At 62.2% G+C, this 17,166-nt stretch carries 18 protein-coding genes; 9 read left to right on the top strand and 9 right to left on the bottom strand.

All coding sequences use genetic code 11. The features are described from left to right. Positions 1-2: 2 nt before the first annotated feature. A complete protein-coding gene (locus tag KKO72_RS08050; RefSeq protein ID WP_214937181.1) occupies positions 3-2,072 on the bottom strand; it encodes a ribonuclease catalytic domain-containing protein in 2,070 nt (689 codons plus the stop codon). 109 nt (positions 2,073-2,181) lie between these two features. On the opposite strand from KKO72_RS08050, the gene KKO72_RS08045 reads away from it, so the two are divergent. Next, entirely contained in the window at positions 2,182-2,769 is a 588-nt protein-coding gene (locus KKO72_RS08045) for a hypothetical protein (protein ID WP_078364360.1), read from the top strand. A 37-nt stretch (positions 2,770-2,806) separates the two neighbouring features. Here the strand turns inward: KKO72_RS08045 and KKO72_RS08040 are convergent, their stop codons facing one another. Continuing rightward, positions 2,807-3,133: a DUF167 family protein gene (locus KKO72_RS08040; protein WP_214937179.1), complete on the bottom strand. Its 327-nt coding sequence runs from the start codon at positions 3,131-3,133 to the stop codon at positions 2,807-2,809. Continuing rightward, the gene (locus KKO72_RS08035) at positions 3,130-3,888 is read right to left on the bottom strand and encodes an alanyl-tRNA editing protein (protein WP_214937177.1); all 759 of its coding nucleotides are present in this window, start codon (positions 3,886-3,888) and stop codon (positions 3,130-3,132) included. The genes KKO72_RS08040 and KKO72_RS08035 overlap by 4 nt, the downstream gene beginning before the upstream one ends. A gap of 102 nt (positions 3,889-3,990) precedes the next feature. Between KKO72_RS08035 and KKO72_RS08030 the strand changes: the two genes are divergently transcribed. From KKO72_RS08030 to phaP, 4 genes are all read left to right on the top strand, one after another. After that, positions 3,991-4,338 carry a zinc ribbon domain-containing protein YjdM gene (locus KKO72_RS08030; RefSeq protein WP_214937175.1) on the top strand — a complete coding sequence of 116 codons (348 nt, stop codon included), beginning with the start codon at positions 3,991-3,993 and terminating at the stop codon, positions 4,336-4,338. Positions 4,339-4,370: 32 nt separating this feature from the next. Continuing rightward, positions 4,371-5,216, top strand: coding sequence for a creatininase family protein (locus KKO72_RS08025; protein ID WP_214937173.1), 846 nt, complete (start codon positions 4,371-4,373; stop codon positions 5,214-5,216). 7 nt (positions 5,217-5,223) lie between these two features. Continuing rightward, positions 5,224-6,117 carry a DMT family transporter gene (locus KKO72_RS08020; RefSeq protein WP_214937171.1) on the top strand — a complete coding sequence of 298 codons (894 nt, stop codon included), beginning with the start codon at positions 5,224-5,226 and terminating at the stop codon, positions 6,115-6,117. A gap of 157 nt (positions 6,118-6,274) precedes the next feature. Further along, on the top strand, positions 6,275-6,820 hold the full coding sequence (phaP, locus tag KKO72_RS08015; protein ID WP_214937169.1) for a TIGR01841 family phasin: 546 nt from the start codon (positions 6,275-6,277) through the stop codon (positions 6,818-6,820). A gap of 97 nt (positions 6,821-6,917) precedes the next feature. On the opposite strand, the gene KKO72_RS08010 is transcribed toward phaP, so the two are convergent. The 6 genes from KKO72_RS08010 to KKO72_RS07985 all read right to left on the bottom strand — a co-directional run bounded on the left by KKO72_RS08010 (position 6,918) and on the right by KKO72_RS07985 (position 11,909). Continuing rightward, positions 6,918-7,241: a hypothetical protein gene (locus KKO72_RS08010; RefSeq protein ID WP_214937167.1), complete on the bottom strand. Its 324-nt coding sequence runs from the start codon at positions 7,239-7,241 to the stop codon at positions 6,918-6,920. Positions 7,242-7,431: 190 nt separating this feature from the next. After that, positions 7,432-8,367, bottom strand: coding sequence for a PhzF family phenazine biosynthesis protein (locus KKO72_RS08005; protein WP_214937165.1), 936 nt, complete (start codon positions 8,365-8,367; stop codon positions 7,432-7,434). A gap of 18 nt (positions 8,368-8,385) precedes the next feature. Next, positions 8,386-9,003 (bottom strand): glutathione S-transferase family protein, encoded by a 618-nt coding sequence (locus KKO72_RS08000; protein ID WP_214937163.1) that lies wholly within the window; start codon positions 9,001-9,003, stop codon positions 8,386-8,388. Between the two features lie 2 nt (positions 9,004-9,005). After that, positions 9,006-10,268 carry a PLP-dependent aminotransferase family protein gene (locus KKO72_RS07995; RefSeq protein ID WP_214937161.1) on the bottom strand — a complete coding sequence of 421 codons (1,263 nt, stop codon included), beginning with the start codon at positions 10,266-10,268 and terminating at the stop codon, positions 9,006-9,008. Next, complete coding sequence (locus KKO72_RS07990) at positions 10,265-11,176, bottom strand: DMT family transporter (RefSeq protein WP_214937289.1); 912 nt, start codon at positions 11,174-11,176, stop codon at positions 10,265-10,267. The genes KKO72_RS07995 and KKO72_RS07990 overlap by 4 nt, the downstream gene beginning before the upstream one ends. A gap of 40 nt (positions 11,177-11,216) precedes the next feature. Further along, positions 11,217-11,909, bottom strand: coding sequence for an aspartate/glutamate racemase family protein (locus KKO72_RS07985; protein ID WP_214937159.1), 693 nt, complete (start codon positions 11,907-11,909; stop codon positions 11,217-11,219). 305 nt (positions 11,910-12,214) lie between these two features. Here KKO72_RS07985 and KKO72_RS07980 point away from each other — a divergent pair, with 305 nt between their 5' ends. From KKO72_RS07980 to KKO72_RS07965, 4 genes are all read left to right on the top strand, one after another. Further along, a complete protein-coding gene (locus KKO72_RS07980; protein WP_214937157.1) occupies positions 12,215-13,663 on the top strand; it encodes a PLP-dependent aminotransferase family protein in 1,449 nt (482 codons plus the stop codon). A 128-nt stretch (positions 13,664-13,791) separates the two neighbouring features. Further along, positions 13,792-15,042 carry an ABC transporter substrate-binding protein gene (locus KKO72_RS07975; RefSeq protein WP_214937155.1) on the top strand — a complete coding sequence of 417 codons (1,251 nt, stop codon included), beginning with the start codon at positions 13,792-13,794 and terminating at the stop codon, positions 15,040-15,042. A gap of 382 nt (positions 15,043-15,424) precedes the next feature. Further along, on the top strand, positions 15,425-16,303 hold the full coding sequence (locus tag KKO72_RS07970) for a carbohydrate ABC transporter permease (protein ID WP_214937153.1): 879 nt from the start codon (positions 15,425-15,427) through the stop codon (positions 16,301-16,303). 5 nt (positions 16,304-16,308) lie between these two features. Then, positions 16,309-17,163, top strand: coding sequence for a carbohydrate ABC transporter permease (locus KKO72_RS07965; RefSeq protein WP_214937151.1), 855 nt, complete (start codon positions 16,309-16,311; stop codon positions 17,161-17,163). Positions 17,164-17,166 lie beyond the last annotated feature (3 nt).

Here is a 17,166-nt window from a genome sequence, read left to right as displayed (position 1 = left end):
TTTCACGGGGCGGAATTATCGCCGGGTGCCGGGTCGCCTTCGCCCAGGTCCACCGCAATCGCAATCGGGCCGGCCAGGGTGTCGTCGTCGGACTCGTCGTCTGGCGCCTCGGCCGATTCGCCTGCGCTTTTGTCGTCCGGGCCACCGTCGAGCCGCGCGGTCACGGTGCCGTGGATGTCGAGCGAGACCTCGTCGATGTCGCCCAGGCGCACCATCACCTGCGCCCAGCGCGGCAGACCCTGAGCCCCGGCCACCGGCAATACCAGCGGCAGATGATCGGCGCGCACCAGGTTGTCTTTGAACAGCGAGGCGGGCAGCTCGGTGATGCCTTGTTGCTGCACATATTTGAGCACCCAGAAACGCTCCATCGCGTTCTGGAAGCCGTTGTAAGCGGCGTAGGTGGCATCAAAGCTCGAGATGATCGAAAACAGCTCGGCGTCCTTGGGTTTGAACGGCGCGGCCAACGCGGCGGTGTTGCCGTGGCGGGCGCAGGCGATGATCTGCCACTGGTTCACCAGGTCGGTGTAACGGCGCAGCGGCGAGCTGCTCCAGGCGTAACTTTTCACACCAATACCGGCATGCGGCAGCGCCTTGGTGCCCATGCGCACTTTCACACCCGGCGCCAGGCTGGCCTGGCTACGGTAGATGCCGGGCACACCTAGTTCGGCCATCCAGCTGCCCCAGCTGCTGTTGGCCAGGATCATCGCCTCGGAGACGATCAAATCGAGCGGCGCACCACGCTGGCGCACACTGATCTCGACCTGTTCATCACCCTTGGGCTCGGCGCCGTTGTTACCGACCAGGCGGTAGTTGTAGTCGGGCCGGTTGAATGTCTCGGGTTTGCCACGCACCACCTCGCGCTTGGCTTTGAGGTCTTTGGCCAGACGGTGTAAAAAAGAGAGCTGCTCGCGCTTATCCCATAAGGGCTTAGGGTCGATTTCATGCTCAAAGGCCGGGTTTTCCAGCCAGTCGGTGGTGACCACCGCGTCGAGCTGGTCGTGGCGCAGGTTGGCTTCGATGAACACGCGCTCCAACTTGGTTTCGCTGCTTTTGATCTCGAGCGTGGCTTCGTCGAGCGTGACGTAGAGCGACACTGCCGGGCAGTCTTGGCCTTCCATCAGGGTGTAGGCCTGCACCACCTCGTCGGGCAACATGGTGATCTTGTAACCGGGCATGTAGACGGTGGACAGGCGGGCGCGGCCCAGCTGGTCAATCGCGCTGCCGGGCTGGATCGCCAAGCCCGGTGCCGCGATGTGGATGCCCAGCAGCACCGTGCCACTGCCCAGGCCTTGTACCGACAAGGCGTCGTCAATTTCGGTGGTGGCCGAGTCGTCGATTGAGAAGGCGCGGGCGCTTGAGAGCGGCAGCTCGTCGGTGATGCGTGGTGCTTCGAGTTTGGGAAACGCCGTGCCTTTGGGAAAGTTCTCCAGCAAGAAGCGTTTCCAGTGGAACTGGTAGGGCGAGTCAATCGCTCCCGCTTTGATCAGCAGCTCGAGCGGGCCCAGATGGGTGGCGCGTGAGGCCTCCACCACCGCCTTGTACTCGGGCGCGTTTTTGTCGGGTTTGAACAGGATTTTGTAGAGCTGCTCGCGGATCGCGGCCGGGCAGGTGCCCGCGCTCAGCTCCTTGACCCACTCCTCGATCTGCAGCGCAATCTGTTTCTTTTTCTCGATGGCGGCCAGGGCTTGTGCCAGGATCTCTTTGCTGGCTTTGCGAAAACGCCCTTTGCCTGCGCGGCGGAAATAGTGCGGCGCCTCAAACAACGCCAGCAGCATGCCAGCCTGTTCACTGAGGGTGGCTTGTTCCGAGAAATAGTCGCGTGCGAGGTCGGCAAAACCAAACTCGTCTTCGGGGGCAAATTCCCAGGCCATGTCCAGCTCAATGCCGCTGGCCACGGCCTGGGCGGCCGCCATCAGCTGGGCTGGTTCGGGCTTCTCAAACTTGAGCAGGATGTTGGCCGCTTTGACCTTGACACGTTTGCCGCTGTCGAGTTCGACCTGCGCCGAGGCGTCGGCCTCGGACAGGATCCGGCCAGCGAGGAATTTGCCGGTTTCTTCAAATAATAGGTGCATGCGCCGGATTGTCCCATGGGTGCCTGCTGTCTGGCCTGGGGTCTGACTTGCGTGGGCGTATATTGGCCGGACAAGCTTTGAACCAAGCTCCCGCACCAGAAAGGACACCATGAACGAACGCATCAGCCAGCTACTGGCCCAAATGGCGACCCTGGAGGCCGAACTCGTTACCGCGATGCACGAGCAGCAAAGTCGGATGTTTTTCCAGATCAAGGGCAAACGGGTGGAGTTTGAGAGCTCGGTCAAAGCCGCACACCGCAAGCTCAAGATGAATTTTTTCAGATGGCTGGTGAGTTTTCGCCCACAAAACCTGATCACCGGGCCGATCATCTACGGCATGATTGTTCCGCTGGTGCTGCTGGACTTGTGCGTCAGCTTCTACCAGTGGAGCTGTTTTCCGATTTACGGCATCACCAAGGTGCGCCGCGCCGACTACCTGGTGTTTGACCGCCGCCAGCTGCAGTATCTGAACTTCATCGAGAAGTTTCACTGCACCTACTGCGAATACGGCAACGGGCTGGTGGGTTATTGGCGCGAGATTCTGGCGCGCACCGAAGCCTATTTTTGCCCGATCAAACACGCCAAAAAAGTGATGGGCACGCATGCCCGCTACAGCCAGTTTCTGGACTACGGTGATGCGACTGACTACGAGGCGCGGCTGGAGGCGATCCGGGTATCTCTGGGTAAACTCAAATAGCCCGCGTCTGAGCGTTCCGGGCGGCGCACCATTCGGCTCAGTCTGATGCGTCCTGGGTAAATACCGCCGGCAATTTGGTGGGCGCGGTGATGCGCAGCTGCTTGTTGACGTTTTCCTGGCCAAACACCACCTCGATGGCCGACACACTGACCCCAAACAGTGGCGCCAGAAAACGCACCATGTGGTCAGTGGCTTTGCCACCCAGCGGTTTGGCGGTCACGCTGACCTTGAGCTGGGTGCCGTGTGGTTTGCCAATCGCGTCTTTGCTGGCACTGGGTTTGCCCAGGATGTTGACCACCAGGACATCGCCGTCCCAGGCAAAAAAGGAGTCGCCGGTGATGTTTTTGATCTGGCCCCGGCTCATGGCGCAAAACCCAGCACCACACGGCGGGTGCTGGCAGACTTCTTCTCGATCTTGGTGACGATGATGGCCCCAATCTCAGCTGTGTTGGCCACATGGGTGCCGCCGCAGGGTTGCAGGTCGATCAAGGTCTCGTCGCCGATCCGTATCGTGCGGATCTGCCCGCTGCCGCGTGGTGGTTGCACCGACATGCTTTTCACCAGCGCGGGGTTGGCGTCGAGTTCAGCATCGGTGATGGCTCCCACCGTCACCGGGTGGGCGGCGCCCACCAGCTTGGCAATTTCGGCTGTCAAAACCTCTTTGTCCAGCGCGTCGGTCATGTTGAAGTCCAGCCGCGCGTAGTCGGGCGTGATCGAGCAGCCGTTCACCAACTGCGGCACGATGTGGCACAACAAATGGGTGGCGGTGTGAAAACGCATCATCCGGTGGCGTCGCGCCCAGTCGATGCGGGCTGTGACCGTGGCACCCACGGCGAGCTGGGTTTGCTCTGGAGTTAATAGCTGCTCAAGCACGTCTGACGAAGGCAAGTGGCATATTTCATGTGTAAAACTGCCATCCTCGGCCTTGCCCTTGCGGGTGTCCACGATGGCGATGTCGGTGCCATCGGCCAGCACCAGCACACCACTGTCCCCGGCCTGGCCACCGCCCAGCGGGTAAAACACGGTGCGGTCCAGCACAATGCCTTGCGGTGTGATAGCAGTCACCGTGGCGGTGGTGTCAAGCAGATAAGCGTCGGTGCGGAAGAGGTCTTGTGTCATCCGCACATGATACTGAAGCGTGATCCACGCTGCCCGTAGCCGGATAGGCCTCGTACACTTGTCACCCTTGGGTTGACCCCACCATTTTTTTGCACTTTCACCATGCCCCAGTTTCCCGCTTGCCCCCAATGCACCCTAGAAAACACTTATCCAGACGATGGCAACTACATCTGCCCGGACTGTGGCTTTGAGTGGCCGCAAACCGCTGCGGCGGAAGAGGGCGATGCCGCCAGCGGCCCGGTGGTGGATGCCAACGGCAACCCCTTGGCCACTGGTGACACGGTGATCCTGATCAAAGACCTGAAGGTCAAAGGCTCGTCCATCGTGCTCAAAAAAGGTACCAAGATCAAAGGCATCCGCCTGCCCGAAGGCGCGGGTGACCACGAAGTCGATTGCAAGACCGACCAGGGCGCCTTTATGCTCAAAGCCGAGTTCATGAAAAAGGCCTGAGTCGAGCAAGCCCCCACCCTCCAAAACGCACCATGAGCAGTCCATCACGCTACTGGGCCGACCTAAGCACCCGTGACTTTGCCGCCTTGTCGGCCAGTGGCGAGGCGGCGCGCACCATCGCGGTGTTGCCGGTGGCCGCCACCGAGCAGCATGGTCCGCATTTGCCGGTCAGTGTGGACACGGTGCTGGTCAATGGCATCGTAGCGGCCAGCTTGCCGCACCTGGCACCAGACCTGTCCGTGCTGTTTTTGCCCACCCAGGCCGTGGGCTTGAGCCCCGAACATGCCCGTTTTCCTGGCACGCTGACGCTCAAGAACGAGACCATCTTGCGGCTGTGGACCGACATCGGTGAGTCTGTCGCCGCCAGCGGCATCCACAAGCTGGTGCTGTTCAACACCCATGGTGGCCATGTCGGGGTGATGGACCTGGTGGCGCGTGACCTGCGTGCACGGCTGGATATGCTGGTGTACAGCGTGAGCTGGTTCAACCTGCCGCTGTTCGATGCCCAAGGGCAGGACGTGAATGCTTTGTTTTCTGCCGATGAACACCGCTTTGGCATCCACGCCGGTGACATCGAAACCTCGATGATGCTGGCGCTGGACCCAGCGCATGTGGCCATGGATCAGGCGCAGAAATTTGCCTCCACCTCGCAAACCCGTGCTGAACAGTTTGCGATTCTTGGCAACGGAAAAAGCGCCAAGCTCGGTTGGCAGATGCAGGACTACAACCCGGCTGGTGCGGTCGGCAACGCCGCTGCGGCCACAGCCGACAAGGGCCATGCCCTGGTAGAGGCAGCTGGCCGTGCCTTGGCGCAGCTGCTGGCTGAAGTCGACCAGCTTCCCGCTGACACCCTGACAAACCGGACTGCGCGGAGCTAGTTCCCCAATGCTTGCTTACGATTTGTTGGCGCTGGGCGCCGCCGGTTGCTGGGCGATGGGCAGTGTGATGTCGGTCACACCCTCGCGCCACCTCGGTGCGTTTGCCTTCACGCGCTGGCGCATGGCCATGGTGGCGGTGATGTTGTGGTCGGTGGTGGCAGTGACTGGCAGCTGGCGTGGTTTTGAGACCAGCTACTTTGGTGCCATGGCGGTCAGCGGGCTGGTGGGCATCTTTATCGGTGATACCGCGCTGTTTTCGGCCATGAACCGCCTGGGGCCGCGCCGCGCCGGGGTGTTGTTTGCCACCCACGCGGCTTTCAGTGCGGCGCTGGGCTTCTGGTTGTTCACTGAGCGCATGAGTTTGCAGGCGTTTGTGGGTGCAGTGTTGACACTGGCCGGGGTGATGACCGCGATGGCGTTGGGCCGCCACAAGGACGAAAACCACGCCTGGGAGGCCGATCAAGGTCATGTTGGGCTGGGTGTGGCGCTGGCCTTGCTGGCCGCGTTGTGCCAGGCGGTGGGTTCGCTGACAGCCAAGCCGGTGATGGTCTTGGGGGTGGACCCGGTGATGGCCTCGGCCGTGCGCGTGACGGTGGCCACTGTCGCGCACGGTGTCTTGCTGATGTCTGGTTTTCGCGCTGCTCGGGCCAGCACGGCGCCTACATGGCGGGTGTTGGTGCAGACAGGGCTCAACGGTTTTGTCGCCATGGGGGTGGGCATGACGCTGGTGCTGCTGGCCCTGGAGAAGGGTGACATTGGCATGGTGGCCATCCTGTCCTCGGTGTCACCGATTCTGGTGTTGCCCTTGTTGTGGTTCCAGCTCAAACGTGCGCCAGCACCGGGTGCCTGGCTGGGGGCGCTGATGACGGTGGTGGGCACTGGGCTGTTGCTCTGGCGCTGACCACGGTTTTAGAGCTTGTCACCTAGCTTATTTGTTGCGGTGCAGCAAAAAGTGCTTGTTTTCACGTCAGGTGTTCCTATAATTCAGTCATGCTGCACTGCAACATAAGTTTGCAAAGCATCCCTGGTTCATCAACCTCTTCCTGAAAGACACCGCCATGTTTATCACCGCTGACCAAATCACCGCCGCCAACAAGACCAATCTGGACGCGTTCACCGGCCTGTCCACCAAAGCCTTCTCTGGCTTCGAAAAACTGGTTGAACTCAATCTGGCCGCTGCCAAAGCGGTGTTGACCGAGTCCTTCCACCACGCCCAAAGCCTGCTGGCTGCCAAAGACCTGCAACAAGTCATGACTTTGCAAACTGGCTTGGTGGGCCCGGCCGCTGAAAAAGCCGCTGCTTACAGCCGCCATGTGTACGGCATCACCGTGGAGACCAGTGCCGAGTTCACCAAGGCATTTGAAGCGCAGGCCGCAGAGAGCCAAAAGACCATGACCAAGGCGATGGACAGCCTGAGCAAGAACGCACCGGCTGGCACCGAGTCGGCCGTGGCTGTGCTCAAGAGCGCTCTGGCATCCAGCCAGAACGCCATCGAGTCAGCCCAAAGTACCGCCAAAAAGGCACTCGCCCTAGCTGAAAGCAATGTCGCTGCGGTGACCGAACACGCCCTTAGCGCTGCCGCTGCGGTCAGCAAAAAGGCCTGATGTGCCGCAGGCCGCGCGCCTGCCGGTCCATGTGGACACAAAAAAAGCACCTTCGGGTGCTTTTTTTGTGTCTGATGCAGGCGCCGTGTCGCTGGGCTTATTCCGAGAGCAGTGCCTTGGCCTGCCTGACACGCAGGTTGGCGGGCATGGTCAACGTGCTGCGGTCCCATTTTTCGAGGGTCAGGATCTGGTCCAGACAGTCCTGCAGGTGGGCATGGGCGTGGATCGCGCTTTGGGCAATGGTCTGGTGCACCTCGGACTGGTTGTCCGGGTCGTTGATGCAGTGGTACTGGTAGCGGTAAAGGCCACGCAGTTTGCGGATGGCATCGGCCACCTGCGCCGGGCAGGCGCACATGTAAATCAGGCCTTCATCAACGATTTTTTCCAAATCGCGGTCGGTAAATCGTTCTTGGTAGTCCATGTTGGTCGTGCTCCGAGTGCTTTCCATGACCAGCAGCTAGCGCCAAGCACGGTGCTGAAGTGTGTCGCGCACACTGCCAGTCAGACAATTTGATTTTGCACCCTTGTGATGCGCTTGGGGTCAATTTTTGGTGGCTGCCACCTGAAAAATGCCCGCGCCCGGGTCATCCGGGCGCGGGCGGCGTGTGGCTCTACAGCGTCACCGCCCCGGCGATACAGGTCACCACATCACCCCCCACCCAGACCTGGCCTTGGTCGTCTTGTGACACCATCACCTGGCCGTGGCGCCCCAGGCAGGTGCCCTGGGTGGCGATGTAGCTACTGGGGGCCAGCCCGTCGGCGATCAGCCACTGGGCCAAGCTGGCGTTGAGGCTGCCCGTGACCGGGTCTTCGTTGACACCGATGGGCGCTGCAAAAGCGCGCACTTGGGCCTGGGCCACACCCGGGGCTGCGCCGGGTGTGCTGGTGCGTGGACCAAAGGCGCGGGCCTCGCGGTTGGAGCGCGCTATCAGTGGTGTAGCTGTTGACCCTTGATCTATATGGGCTAAACCCACTTTTTGCCCCAAAGCCTTGAGCGCGGCGTGGTCAGGCTCCAGCGCCAGAAGCAGCTCCTCGTCATCGAGCAAGAGGCCCAACCACAGTGGCCCGTTGTTGAGCAGTTGGCTGGCCAGAACGTGTTGCGGCGCCATGCCCAGCGCGGCGCTGACATCGGCCAGCAGTTGGGCACTGGGCAGACTGCGTTGCAGCGGCGGTGCGGCAAAAACCAGGTGTGTGCCGTCGCGGCGGATGCGCACCAGCCCCTGGCCACATTCCTGCACGATGCACTCGGGCGCCTTGGGCTGACCACCGGCCTGCAGCCAGGCGTGGCAGCTGCCCAGTGTCGGGTGGCCGGCAAACGGCAACTCACCGCCGGGCGTGAAGATGCGCACCTGGTAGTCGGCACCTTGTACCGCAGCTTCTGGCGTGGGTGGCAGCAAAAAAGTGGTCTCGGACAGGTTGGTCCAGCGCGCAAAGTGCTGCATGTCGGCGCTGGACAAACCCGTACCGTCCAACACCACGGCCAGCGGGTTGCCGAGGTAGGCGGTGTCGGTGAAAACGTCGACTTGTGTGAAGGCTCTGGTGATCATGGGCACAACTCCAAGGTGTCAAGCCAGGGGCAGATCCAGCACCCCCCGAGTCGCCGGACGGGCCAGGATCTGGGCATACCAGCGTTCCAGGTTGGGCAACTCTGGGCGGGTTTGCGGCAAACCAAACCAGCGGTGCACGTCGCAGGCCACCGGGATGTCTGCCATGCCGAAGCTGTCACCCCCCATGTAGGCGCGTTGTGACAGATGCTGGTCCAGCAGTATCAGCAGCGGTGTCATGGTGGCCACCGACTTGGTGATCACACTTTGGTCGCGCTGCTCTGGCGCGGTGCGAAACCACTGGATGAAGGCCTGGCTGCCGGCGGGGTTGAGGCTGGTTTGTTGCCAGTCCATCCAGCGCTCGGTATCAAAACGCGCGGCCAGCTCCTGCGGGTACAAGGCCGGGGCGTAACGTGCACACAGGTAACGCACGATCACATTGGACTCCCACAACACCAGCTCACCGTCCTGCAGCGTGGGCACCTGGGCGTTGGGGTTCAGGCGCAGGTAGTCAAAGGTTTTCACCACCCCAAAAGTCAGGCCCGCATCGGTGCGGGTGAAGTGCACACCGGTTTCCTGCGCGGCCCAGACCACCTTGCGTACGTTGATGGAGCTCAATCGCCCCCAGATGTGCAGCATGTTCAAACCCCTGCCTGTTCTTGCATGGCGCGCGCCAGAGCGGCCACCCCACGATGGATCTCTTCGACACTGGGTGTCACAAAACTCAGGCGCAGTGTGCGTTCGTCGCCGTGATCGGCGTAAAACGGCGCGCCCGGCACAAAGGCCACGCCTTGCTCCACCGCGATGGGCAGCAGGTCCACAGCACGTTGGCCCTGGGGCAGGCGTGCCCACAAGAACATGCCACCGGCCGGGCAGTTCCAGGTGAGGCGGCTGTCCAGCATGGCCGCGTCGGCTTGGGCTGGCATCGGGCCAAAGTGCTGCGCCAGCGCCTCCAGCATCGCATCGCGCTGGGCCTTGTAGAGCGCACGGATTTTGGGCACATGGCGATCCAGAAAACCGCCTTGCATCACCTGGGCGATCATGCGCTGGTTGAAGCCCGGGCTGTGTAAATCGGCGGCCTGCTTGGCCTCCAGCAGCTTGGGGAAAACGGCTTTGGGCGCCACCAGAAAGCCCAGGCGCAGTCCGGGTGCCAGCACTTTGGAGAACGAGCCCAGGTAGATGCAGCCGTCCGGGTTGCGGGCGGTCAGGGGCGCGGGTGGCGGGGTGTCAAACCACAGGTCGCCATAGGGGTTGTCCTCGATCAGCGGCAGGTTCAGTTCGGCGGCGACTGTGCTGAGCGCGGCGCGTCGGGCCTCGCTCATGGTGTTGCCGGTGGGGTTCTGAAAGTTGGGCAACACGTAGAGGAAACGCGCCCCGGCGGCCTTGGTCCGCAGGTCGCTGATGTCCACACCTTGCTCATCGCTGGCCACACTCACCACGTCCGGTTCCATCGGGATAAAGGCCGACACCGCCCCCAGGTAGGTCGGCGACTCCACCAAAATCTTGCTGCCCGCATCCACCAGTACCTTGGCTACCAGGTCCAGCCCCTGCTGGCTGCCGGTGGTGATCAGCACCTGCGCCGGGTCCACGTTCCAGGTCTGACCCGCTGCAGCGGCCTTGGTCCGCAGTTGTTCGGCCACCATCTGGCGCAGCGGGGCGTAGCCTTCGCTGGCGGCGTATTGCAGGGCGCCTGCCGGGTCGTCTTTGAGCACCTGGGCGCAAGCCGCTTCGAATTCGGCTACCGGGAAGGTTTTGCTGGACGGCAGACCACCGGCAAAACTGATGATGCCGGGGCGCTCGGTCACTTTCAGGATCTCACGGATCACTGACGGGTTCATGCGCTCGGCGCGGCGGGCGAGTTGCCAAGGTGAGTTCAGACAATCTGGGGGCAGGGGTGCGTTCATACAGGTTCCTTTGAGGCGACGAGGGTAACAACAACAGGGGCAGGTCTGGCAAAACGCCTGCCCAGAAAAACGGTGGTGATCACGGCCAGGGCAAAGCCCAGGGTGGCCAGCTCCAGCGGCTCACCCAGCAAGGGCACGGCGGCCAGGATACTCAAAAACGGTTGCAGCAGCTGGGTCTGGCTCACGCGCAGTGCGCCGCCCATCGCCATGCCGCGGTACCAGGCAAAAAAACCGGCCCACATCGAAAACACACCCACGTACACCAGGCCCAGCCAGGCCGAGCTGGGCACGCTGTGGCTGGGCCAGGTCAGCAGCGCACCGGGCACGGTGAGTGGCAGCGCCATCACACAGACCCAGCAGATCACCCGCTCGGCGCCCAATGCATGGGTCACCTGCGCACCGTAAACATACCCCACCGAGGCAGATAACACCGCACCCAGCAGCAACAGGTCGGCCCAGGCCAGGCCAAAACCGTGGCCCTGGCTGTGGCTGCGCCACAGCACAAACACCAGCACCAGGCCACTGCCCAGTGCGGCAAACAACCAAAAACCCAGCCGCGCCCGCTGGTGCAACACCAGTGCGGCCACCGCCGCAGTGCTCAGCGGCAGCAGCGCGGTGATCACCGCTGCATGGCCGGAGCTGACATGCAACAACGCAAACCCGAGCAGCAGCGGGTAACCGATGGCATTGCCTAACAGCGCCATCACCAGCGGCTTGCGCTGCGCCGGGGTGGGCAGGGTCGAACGGGTGGCCAGCAAAAACACCAGGGACAGCGCGCCCGCCAGCACCGCCCGCCCAAAGGTCACAAACCAGGGCGAGAGATAGGGCGTCTGCGCGGTGCCGGTGGCCAGGCGCGTCATCGGCAGCGTCACCGCAAAGATGGCGACGCCCAGCACACCGAGCCACATGCCCAGGGTTTCGTGGTGGGTGTTTTTCAAAAGCAAACTTTCAAGATAGAGCCCACAACGCAGCGCTGCGGGCGTGTAACGCGGTGGTATCAAACAGGGGTAGCGTGACGTGTTGTGCTTGCAGGCTCATGGCCAGTTCGGTGCAGCCCAGGATGATGGCTTGTGCACCCTGCGTTTGTAGTTGCGCGGCGATGTGCTGCAGCGTGTGTTGCGAGCCCGCTTGCACCTGGCCCAGGCACAACTCCTCGAAGATGATCCGGTGCACCTCGTTGCGCGCTTCGGCGGGTGGCGTGAGCACCTTCAGGCCAAAACGGCTTTCCAGGCGGGCGCGGTAAAAGTCCTGCTCCATCGTGAAACGTGTGCCCAGCAGCCCGACGGTGGTCAGCCCGGCTTGTTGAATCGCCTGTGCGGTTGGGTCGGCGATGTGTAACAAGGGGATGTCGACCGCGTCCTCGATGGCCGGGGCCACCTTGTGCATGGTGTTGGTGCAGATCACCAGCGCGTCGGCCCCGGCGTGCGCCAGCTTGCTCGCCACCTCGGCCAGCAAAGCGCCCGCCGCATCCCATTGACCGCTTGCCTGCAGTTGCGCAATCTCCGCAAAGTCCACGCTGTACAGGATCAGTTTGGCCGAATGCAAGCCGCCCAGGGATTCCTTCACCGTCTGGTTGATGTGCTGGTAATAAGGCAGCGTGGACTCCCAGCTCATGCCACCGATCAGGCCCAGTGTTTTCATGGGTGTGCTCCATTTGTCATAGCTATTGGTCCTTTTGACGTCAGGGCTGGAGGCAAATTTGACTTGAATCCTGGTGATCCGTGCAGCATCGTGCCGTCACAGCGCGGCGCTTGGGGTGGTGATCAGCGGGGGGAGAAAAGCCCATCATGGCCACAAATGTAATGTCAAAAACAATACACCTGCAGTACACTTAAAAAGACATTTAAGACTACTGTATTGTTTGTGTTGGCAACACAGCTGCCGCCACCGTGTGGTGGCTTGCCAGCTGGCTGGTTGTGTTGGCAGCGTTAGAGGGAGTACACAAGATGTTGGTCAGAACCCGGTCACAGTCCTTGTCCGCACAACTCGCGGCGCGCCTGGCGGAGCGCATCAACAGCGGTCTGCTGGCTGCGGGTAGCCGCCTGCCCTCGGTGCGCCTGTGTGCCCAGCAGCAGGATGTGAGTCCGAGCACGGTGGTGGCAGCCTACGACCAGTTGCTGGCGCAGGGCCTGGTAGAGGCGCACAAGAATCGCGGGTTTTTTGTCAGAAATCGCAGCTTGTCCCTGATGGATAAAGGGCCTAGTGCTGCAAAGAGTGTAGAGATGGTGGCGCCCGGTGCCAGCCCGGTTGGCAGCGTTTTTGCGGCGCAGCATGTGCCGGTCAACGCCACTGCACTGATCCGTGGCATGTTCCAGCGTGGCAGCGACAAACCCCAGCCCGGCCTGGGCGCCTTCCCGCCGGACTGGCTGGAGACCGGCTTTTTGTCCGCCGCCATCCGCCGTGTCAGCAGTGGTGCGCAGCTGCGTGCCTTGTCGCTGCAGTATGGTGAACCCGCCGGTGACTCGGGGCTGCGCCAGGCGCTCTCGGCCCGGCTGGCGGCGCTGGCGATTCCAGCCACCGCGCAGCAGATCATCACCACCGTGGGGGCCACCCACGCGCTTGACATCGTCAGCCGCACCCTGCTGCGCACCGGTGACTGTGTGATGGTTGAAGAGCCTGGTTGGGCCATCGAGTTTGCCCGGCTCGACGCCCTGGGCATGCGCATCCTGCCGGTGCCACGTGGCCCGGACGGGCCGGATCTGGCGGTGATGGCGCGTTACTGTGAGTTGCACCAGCCCAAGCTGTTTGTCAGTGTCAGTGTGCTGCACAACCCGACCGGCTTCTGCCTGAGCCCGGGCAGTGCCCACCGCTTGTTACAACTGGCCAGCGCGCACAACTTTGTGATTGTGGAAGACGACACCTACAGCCACCTGGCGCCCGAACACGCCACCCGGTTGAGCGCGCTGGATGGTCTGCAGCGCACCATCTACGTCAGTGGTTTCTCCAAAATCCTGGCGCCTGGCTGGCGCATCGGTTTTCTGGCCGCACCCACCCATCTGTATGAGCAACTGCTCGACACCAAGCTGCTGGCCACGCTGACCACCCCGGCGCTGCTCGAGAAAGCGCTGGCCTGGTGCATCGAGCAGGGCCAGCTGCGCCGCCATGCCCAGCAGGTGCGTACCCGGCTGGCCCAGGCGCGGGGACGCAGTGTGACGCTGGCGCTGGCTGCGGGTTGCCGTTTTGTGGCGCCACCTGCGGGCCTGTTTGGCTGGGTCGACACCGGGGTCGACACCGACGCGCTGGCACAACGCATGCTGGACCTGGGTTACCTGCTGGCGCCGGGCTCGCTGTTCCATGCCAACCGGGCGCCCGGCACGCTGATGCGCATCAACTTCTGCACCACGCAGGACGCGGTGTTCTGGCAGGTGTTTCAGGAGATGCGCGCCAGCCTGTGAGCAGGAAAGCTTGATCTGCAGCAACAACCACAAGGGTAAGCCCGCATTGTTTGGGTGTTTTATTAATTAACAATTAATTAATTCGGGTGGCGCTGTGCGCCTGCCCGGATCGATTTTCAGGAGTGGACATGGTCAAACGAATCCCGCAAGCGCTTGCCTTGTTGTGCCTGCTGGCTGGCAGATGCGTGATGGCGGGTGAGGTGGAGGTGTTGCACTGGTGGACCTCGGGCGGCGAGGCCCGGGCCATGGCCGAGTTGAAAAAGACCATGCAAGCCCAGGGCCACAGCTGGAAAGACTTTGCGGTGGCCGGGGGCGGTGGGGACAACGCCATGACCGTGCTCAAAAGCCGCGTGATCGCGGGTAACCCGCCCGCAGCCGCCCAGATCAAGGGCCCGGCGATCCAGGAATGGGCGACCGAGGGGGTGCTGGCCAACCTGGATGCCACCGCCAAAGCCGAAAAATGGGACAACCTGCTGCCGCCGGTGGTGGCCAACGGCATGAAATACCGGGGCAGTTATGTGGCCGCGCCGGTCAATGTACACCGCGTCAACTGGATCTGGGCCAACGCGGCGGTGCTCAAAAAGGCCGGTGTGGCAGCCATGCCCAAGACCTGGGACGAGTTTTTTGCCGCAGCGGACAAGATCAGAAAAGCCGGTTTGATCCCGCTGGCGCATGGCGGCCAGAACTGGCAAGACCTCACCGTCTTCGAGTCGGTGGTGCTGGGGGTGGGGGGACCGAAGTTTTACCAGGACGCACTGGTCAAGCTCGACCCCACCGCCCTGAACAGCCCGACCATGGCCAAGTCGCTGGAAACCTTTCGCAGGCTCAAGGCCTACACCGACCCGGCCGCCCCGGGGCGCGACTGGAACCTAGCCACCGCACTGCTGATCCAGAACAAGGCCGCTTTCCAGATCATGGGGGACTGGGCCAAGGGTGAGTTCAGCGCCGCAGGCAAGTTGCCCGGCAAGGACTACTTGTGTGCTGCCGCGCCGGGCAGCACCAATGCCTACACCTTCAATCTGGACTCGTTTGTCATGTTCAAGCTCAAAAGCGCCGGGGCGCAACAAGCCCAGGCCGATCTGGCGGCAGCCCTCATGGGCACCACATTTCAGCAGACGTTCAACCTGAGCAAGGGCTCGATTCCGGTGCGCCTGGGCATGGACATGGGCAAGTTTGACGACTGCGCCAAGCTGTCTGCCCGAGACTTCGCCGCTTCTGGCAGGTCGGGCACCCTGGTGCCATCCATTTCCCACGGCATGGCGGTCAAACCCGCCATCGAGGGCGCGATCAAGGACGCGGTGAGCCAGTTCTGGAACAACGACAAGATCAGCGTGGCAGACGGTGTCAAAAGCATTGCCAAGGCGGCGGTGACGCAGTGAACCGAGCACACATGTTGAGACAACGGTTTTTGCGGCGTTTGCTCCCGGCGATGGTTGGTGGCGTTGGTGGTGATCGCCCGCTGCAGGGCTGGGGTACGTGTCACCGCTCATGTCCCCCGCCCTGCGGGCTCCTCCTTGACTTCGCTATGACACGCACCCCATCCCTGCAGCTGGACAGACGGGTTTGTTTGTCGAAGGCCAAGAATCTGTCGGGACCTGATGGGTCGGGTGTTTCGTGCAGTGAGGTAAAGGAGGAGACCGACGGCCGCAGGCTTTCGGTCGGGGGACACGAACGGAACGGAATACCCGGCCCGTCAGGTCCAAGCGCAGCGCAGCCGAGCCAAGAACGAACTGCCCTTGGCGCCACGAAGGCGTGGTGTCTATGAGTTCCCTTGAAAGAGTCCTGCCCAAACTGGTGGTCGCACCAGGCTTTGTGCTGGGGTTTGCCTTCATCTACGGGCTGATGATCTGGAACGGGGTGCTCTCGGTTACCAACTCACGCATGTTGCCAAACTACGACGAGTTTGTCGGGCTGGAACAGTATGTGCGCCTGTGGGACATGGAGCGCTGGCACGTTGCGCTCCAAAACCTGGTTCTTTTCAGCCTGCTGTATGTGGGCGGCTCGATGCTGCTGGGCTTGCTGCTGGCCGTGTTTCTGGACCAGAAAATCCGGGGTGAGGGCGTGTTGCGCACCATCTACCTGTACCCCATGGCGCTGTCCTTCATCGTCACCGGCACCGCCTGGAAATGGATTCTGAACCCCAGCCTGGGCCTGGAAAAACTCATGCACGACCTGGGCTGGACCTCGTTCGGTTTTGACTGGCTGGTGCAGAGCGACACCGCCATCTACTGCGTGGTGATTGCCGGCATCTGGCAGTCCACCGGTTTTGCCATGGCCCTGTTCCTGGCGGGCCTGCGCGGTATTGACGACAACATCATCAAGGCAGCGCAGATTGACGGCGCCAGCTTGCCGCGTATTTACTGGCGCATCATCCTGCCGATGTTGCGCCCGGTGGTGTTCTCGACCATTCTGGTCTTGTCACATCTGGCGATCAAGGCGTTTGACCTGGTGATGGCGCTCACCGCGGGCGGGCCGGGTTATGCGTCGGACCTGCCCGCTACCTTCATGTACACCATGAGCTTCACGCGTGGCCAGATTGGCCTGGGGGCGGCCAGCGCCACCATGATGCTGGCCACCGTCGCGGCCATCGTGGTGCCGTACCTCTACAGCGAGCTCAGAACCAAGCCGCACGAGAGATAAGCCGCATGCATGTCCGAACTTTGTCCCGCCTGCTGGTGTACTGCGTGTTGCTGCTGGCGGCGCTGTTTTTCCTGGCGCCTTTGTATGTGATGTTGGTCACCAGCTTCAAGGACGCTGAACAGATCCGCGCAGGCAACCTGGTGAGTCTGCCGCAGGGGCTGAACCTGGATGCTTGGCGGCTGGCCTGGTCCAGCGCCTGCACCGGGGTGGATTGCCGGGGTCTGCAGCCCTATTTTCTGAACTCGGTGACGATGGTGGTGCCCGCAGTGCTGATCTCCACCGCCTGGGGCGCGGTCAACGGGTATGTGCTGAGTCTGTGGCGTTTCAGGGGCTCGGAGTTCTTGTTTGGCTTGCTGCTGTTCGGGGTGTTCATGCCGTTCCAGGTGGTGCTGTTGCCGATGAGCCAGGTGCTGGGGGATTTGGGCCTGTCGAGCTCGGTGTTCGGGCTGGTGCTGGTGCACAGCCTGGCCGGCATGGCGGGCACCACGCTGTTTTTCCGCAACTACTACAGCGCCATCCCGCGTGAGCTGGTCAACGCCGCACGTCTGGACGGTGCGGGTTTTTGGCGCATCTTCTGGCGCATCGTGTTGCCGATGTCCACACCAATCTTGATGGTGACGCTGATCTGGCAGTTCACCAACATCTGGAACGATTTCCTGTTTGGGGTCGCCTTCAGCGGTGCCGACAGCCAGCCGATCACGGTGGGCCTCAACAACCTGGCTAACACCAGCAGCAGCGTCAAGAACTACAACGTGGACATGGCCGCCGCCATCATTGCTGGCCTGCCGACCATGCTGGTCTATGTGCTGGCTGGCCAGTATTTCGTCAAAGGCTTGACGGCTGGCGCCGTCAAAGGATAAGAA

Source organism: Rhodoferax sp. U11-2br (assembly GCF_018619435.1).
In the GTDB taxonomy this organism is placed as follows: Bacteria; Pseudomonadota; Gammaproteobacteria; order Burkholderiales; family Burkholderiaceae_C; genus Rhodoferax.
The sequence above is the reverse complement of the archived record's forward strand: the minus strand, read 5'-3'. Positions and strand labels throughout refer to the sequence as shown.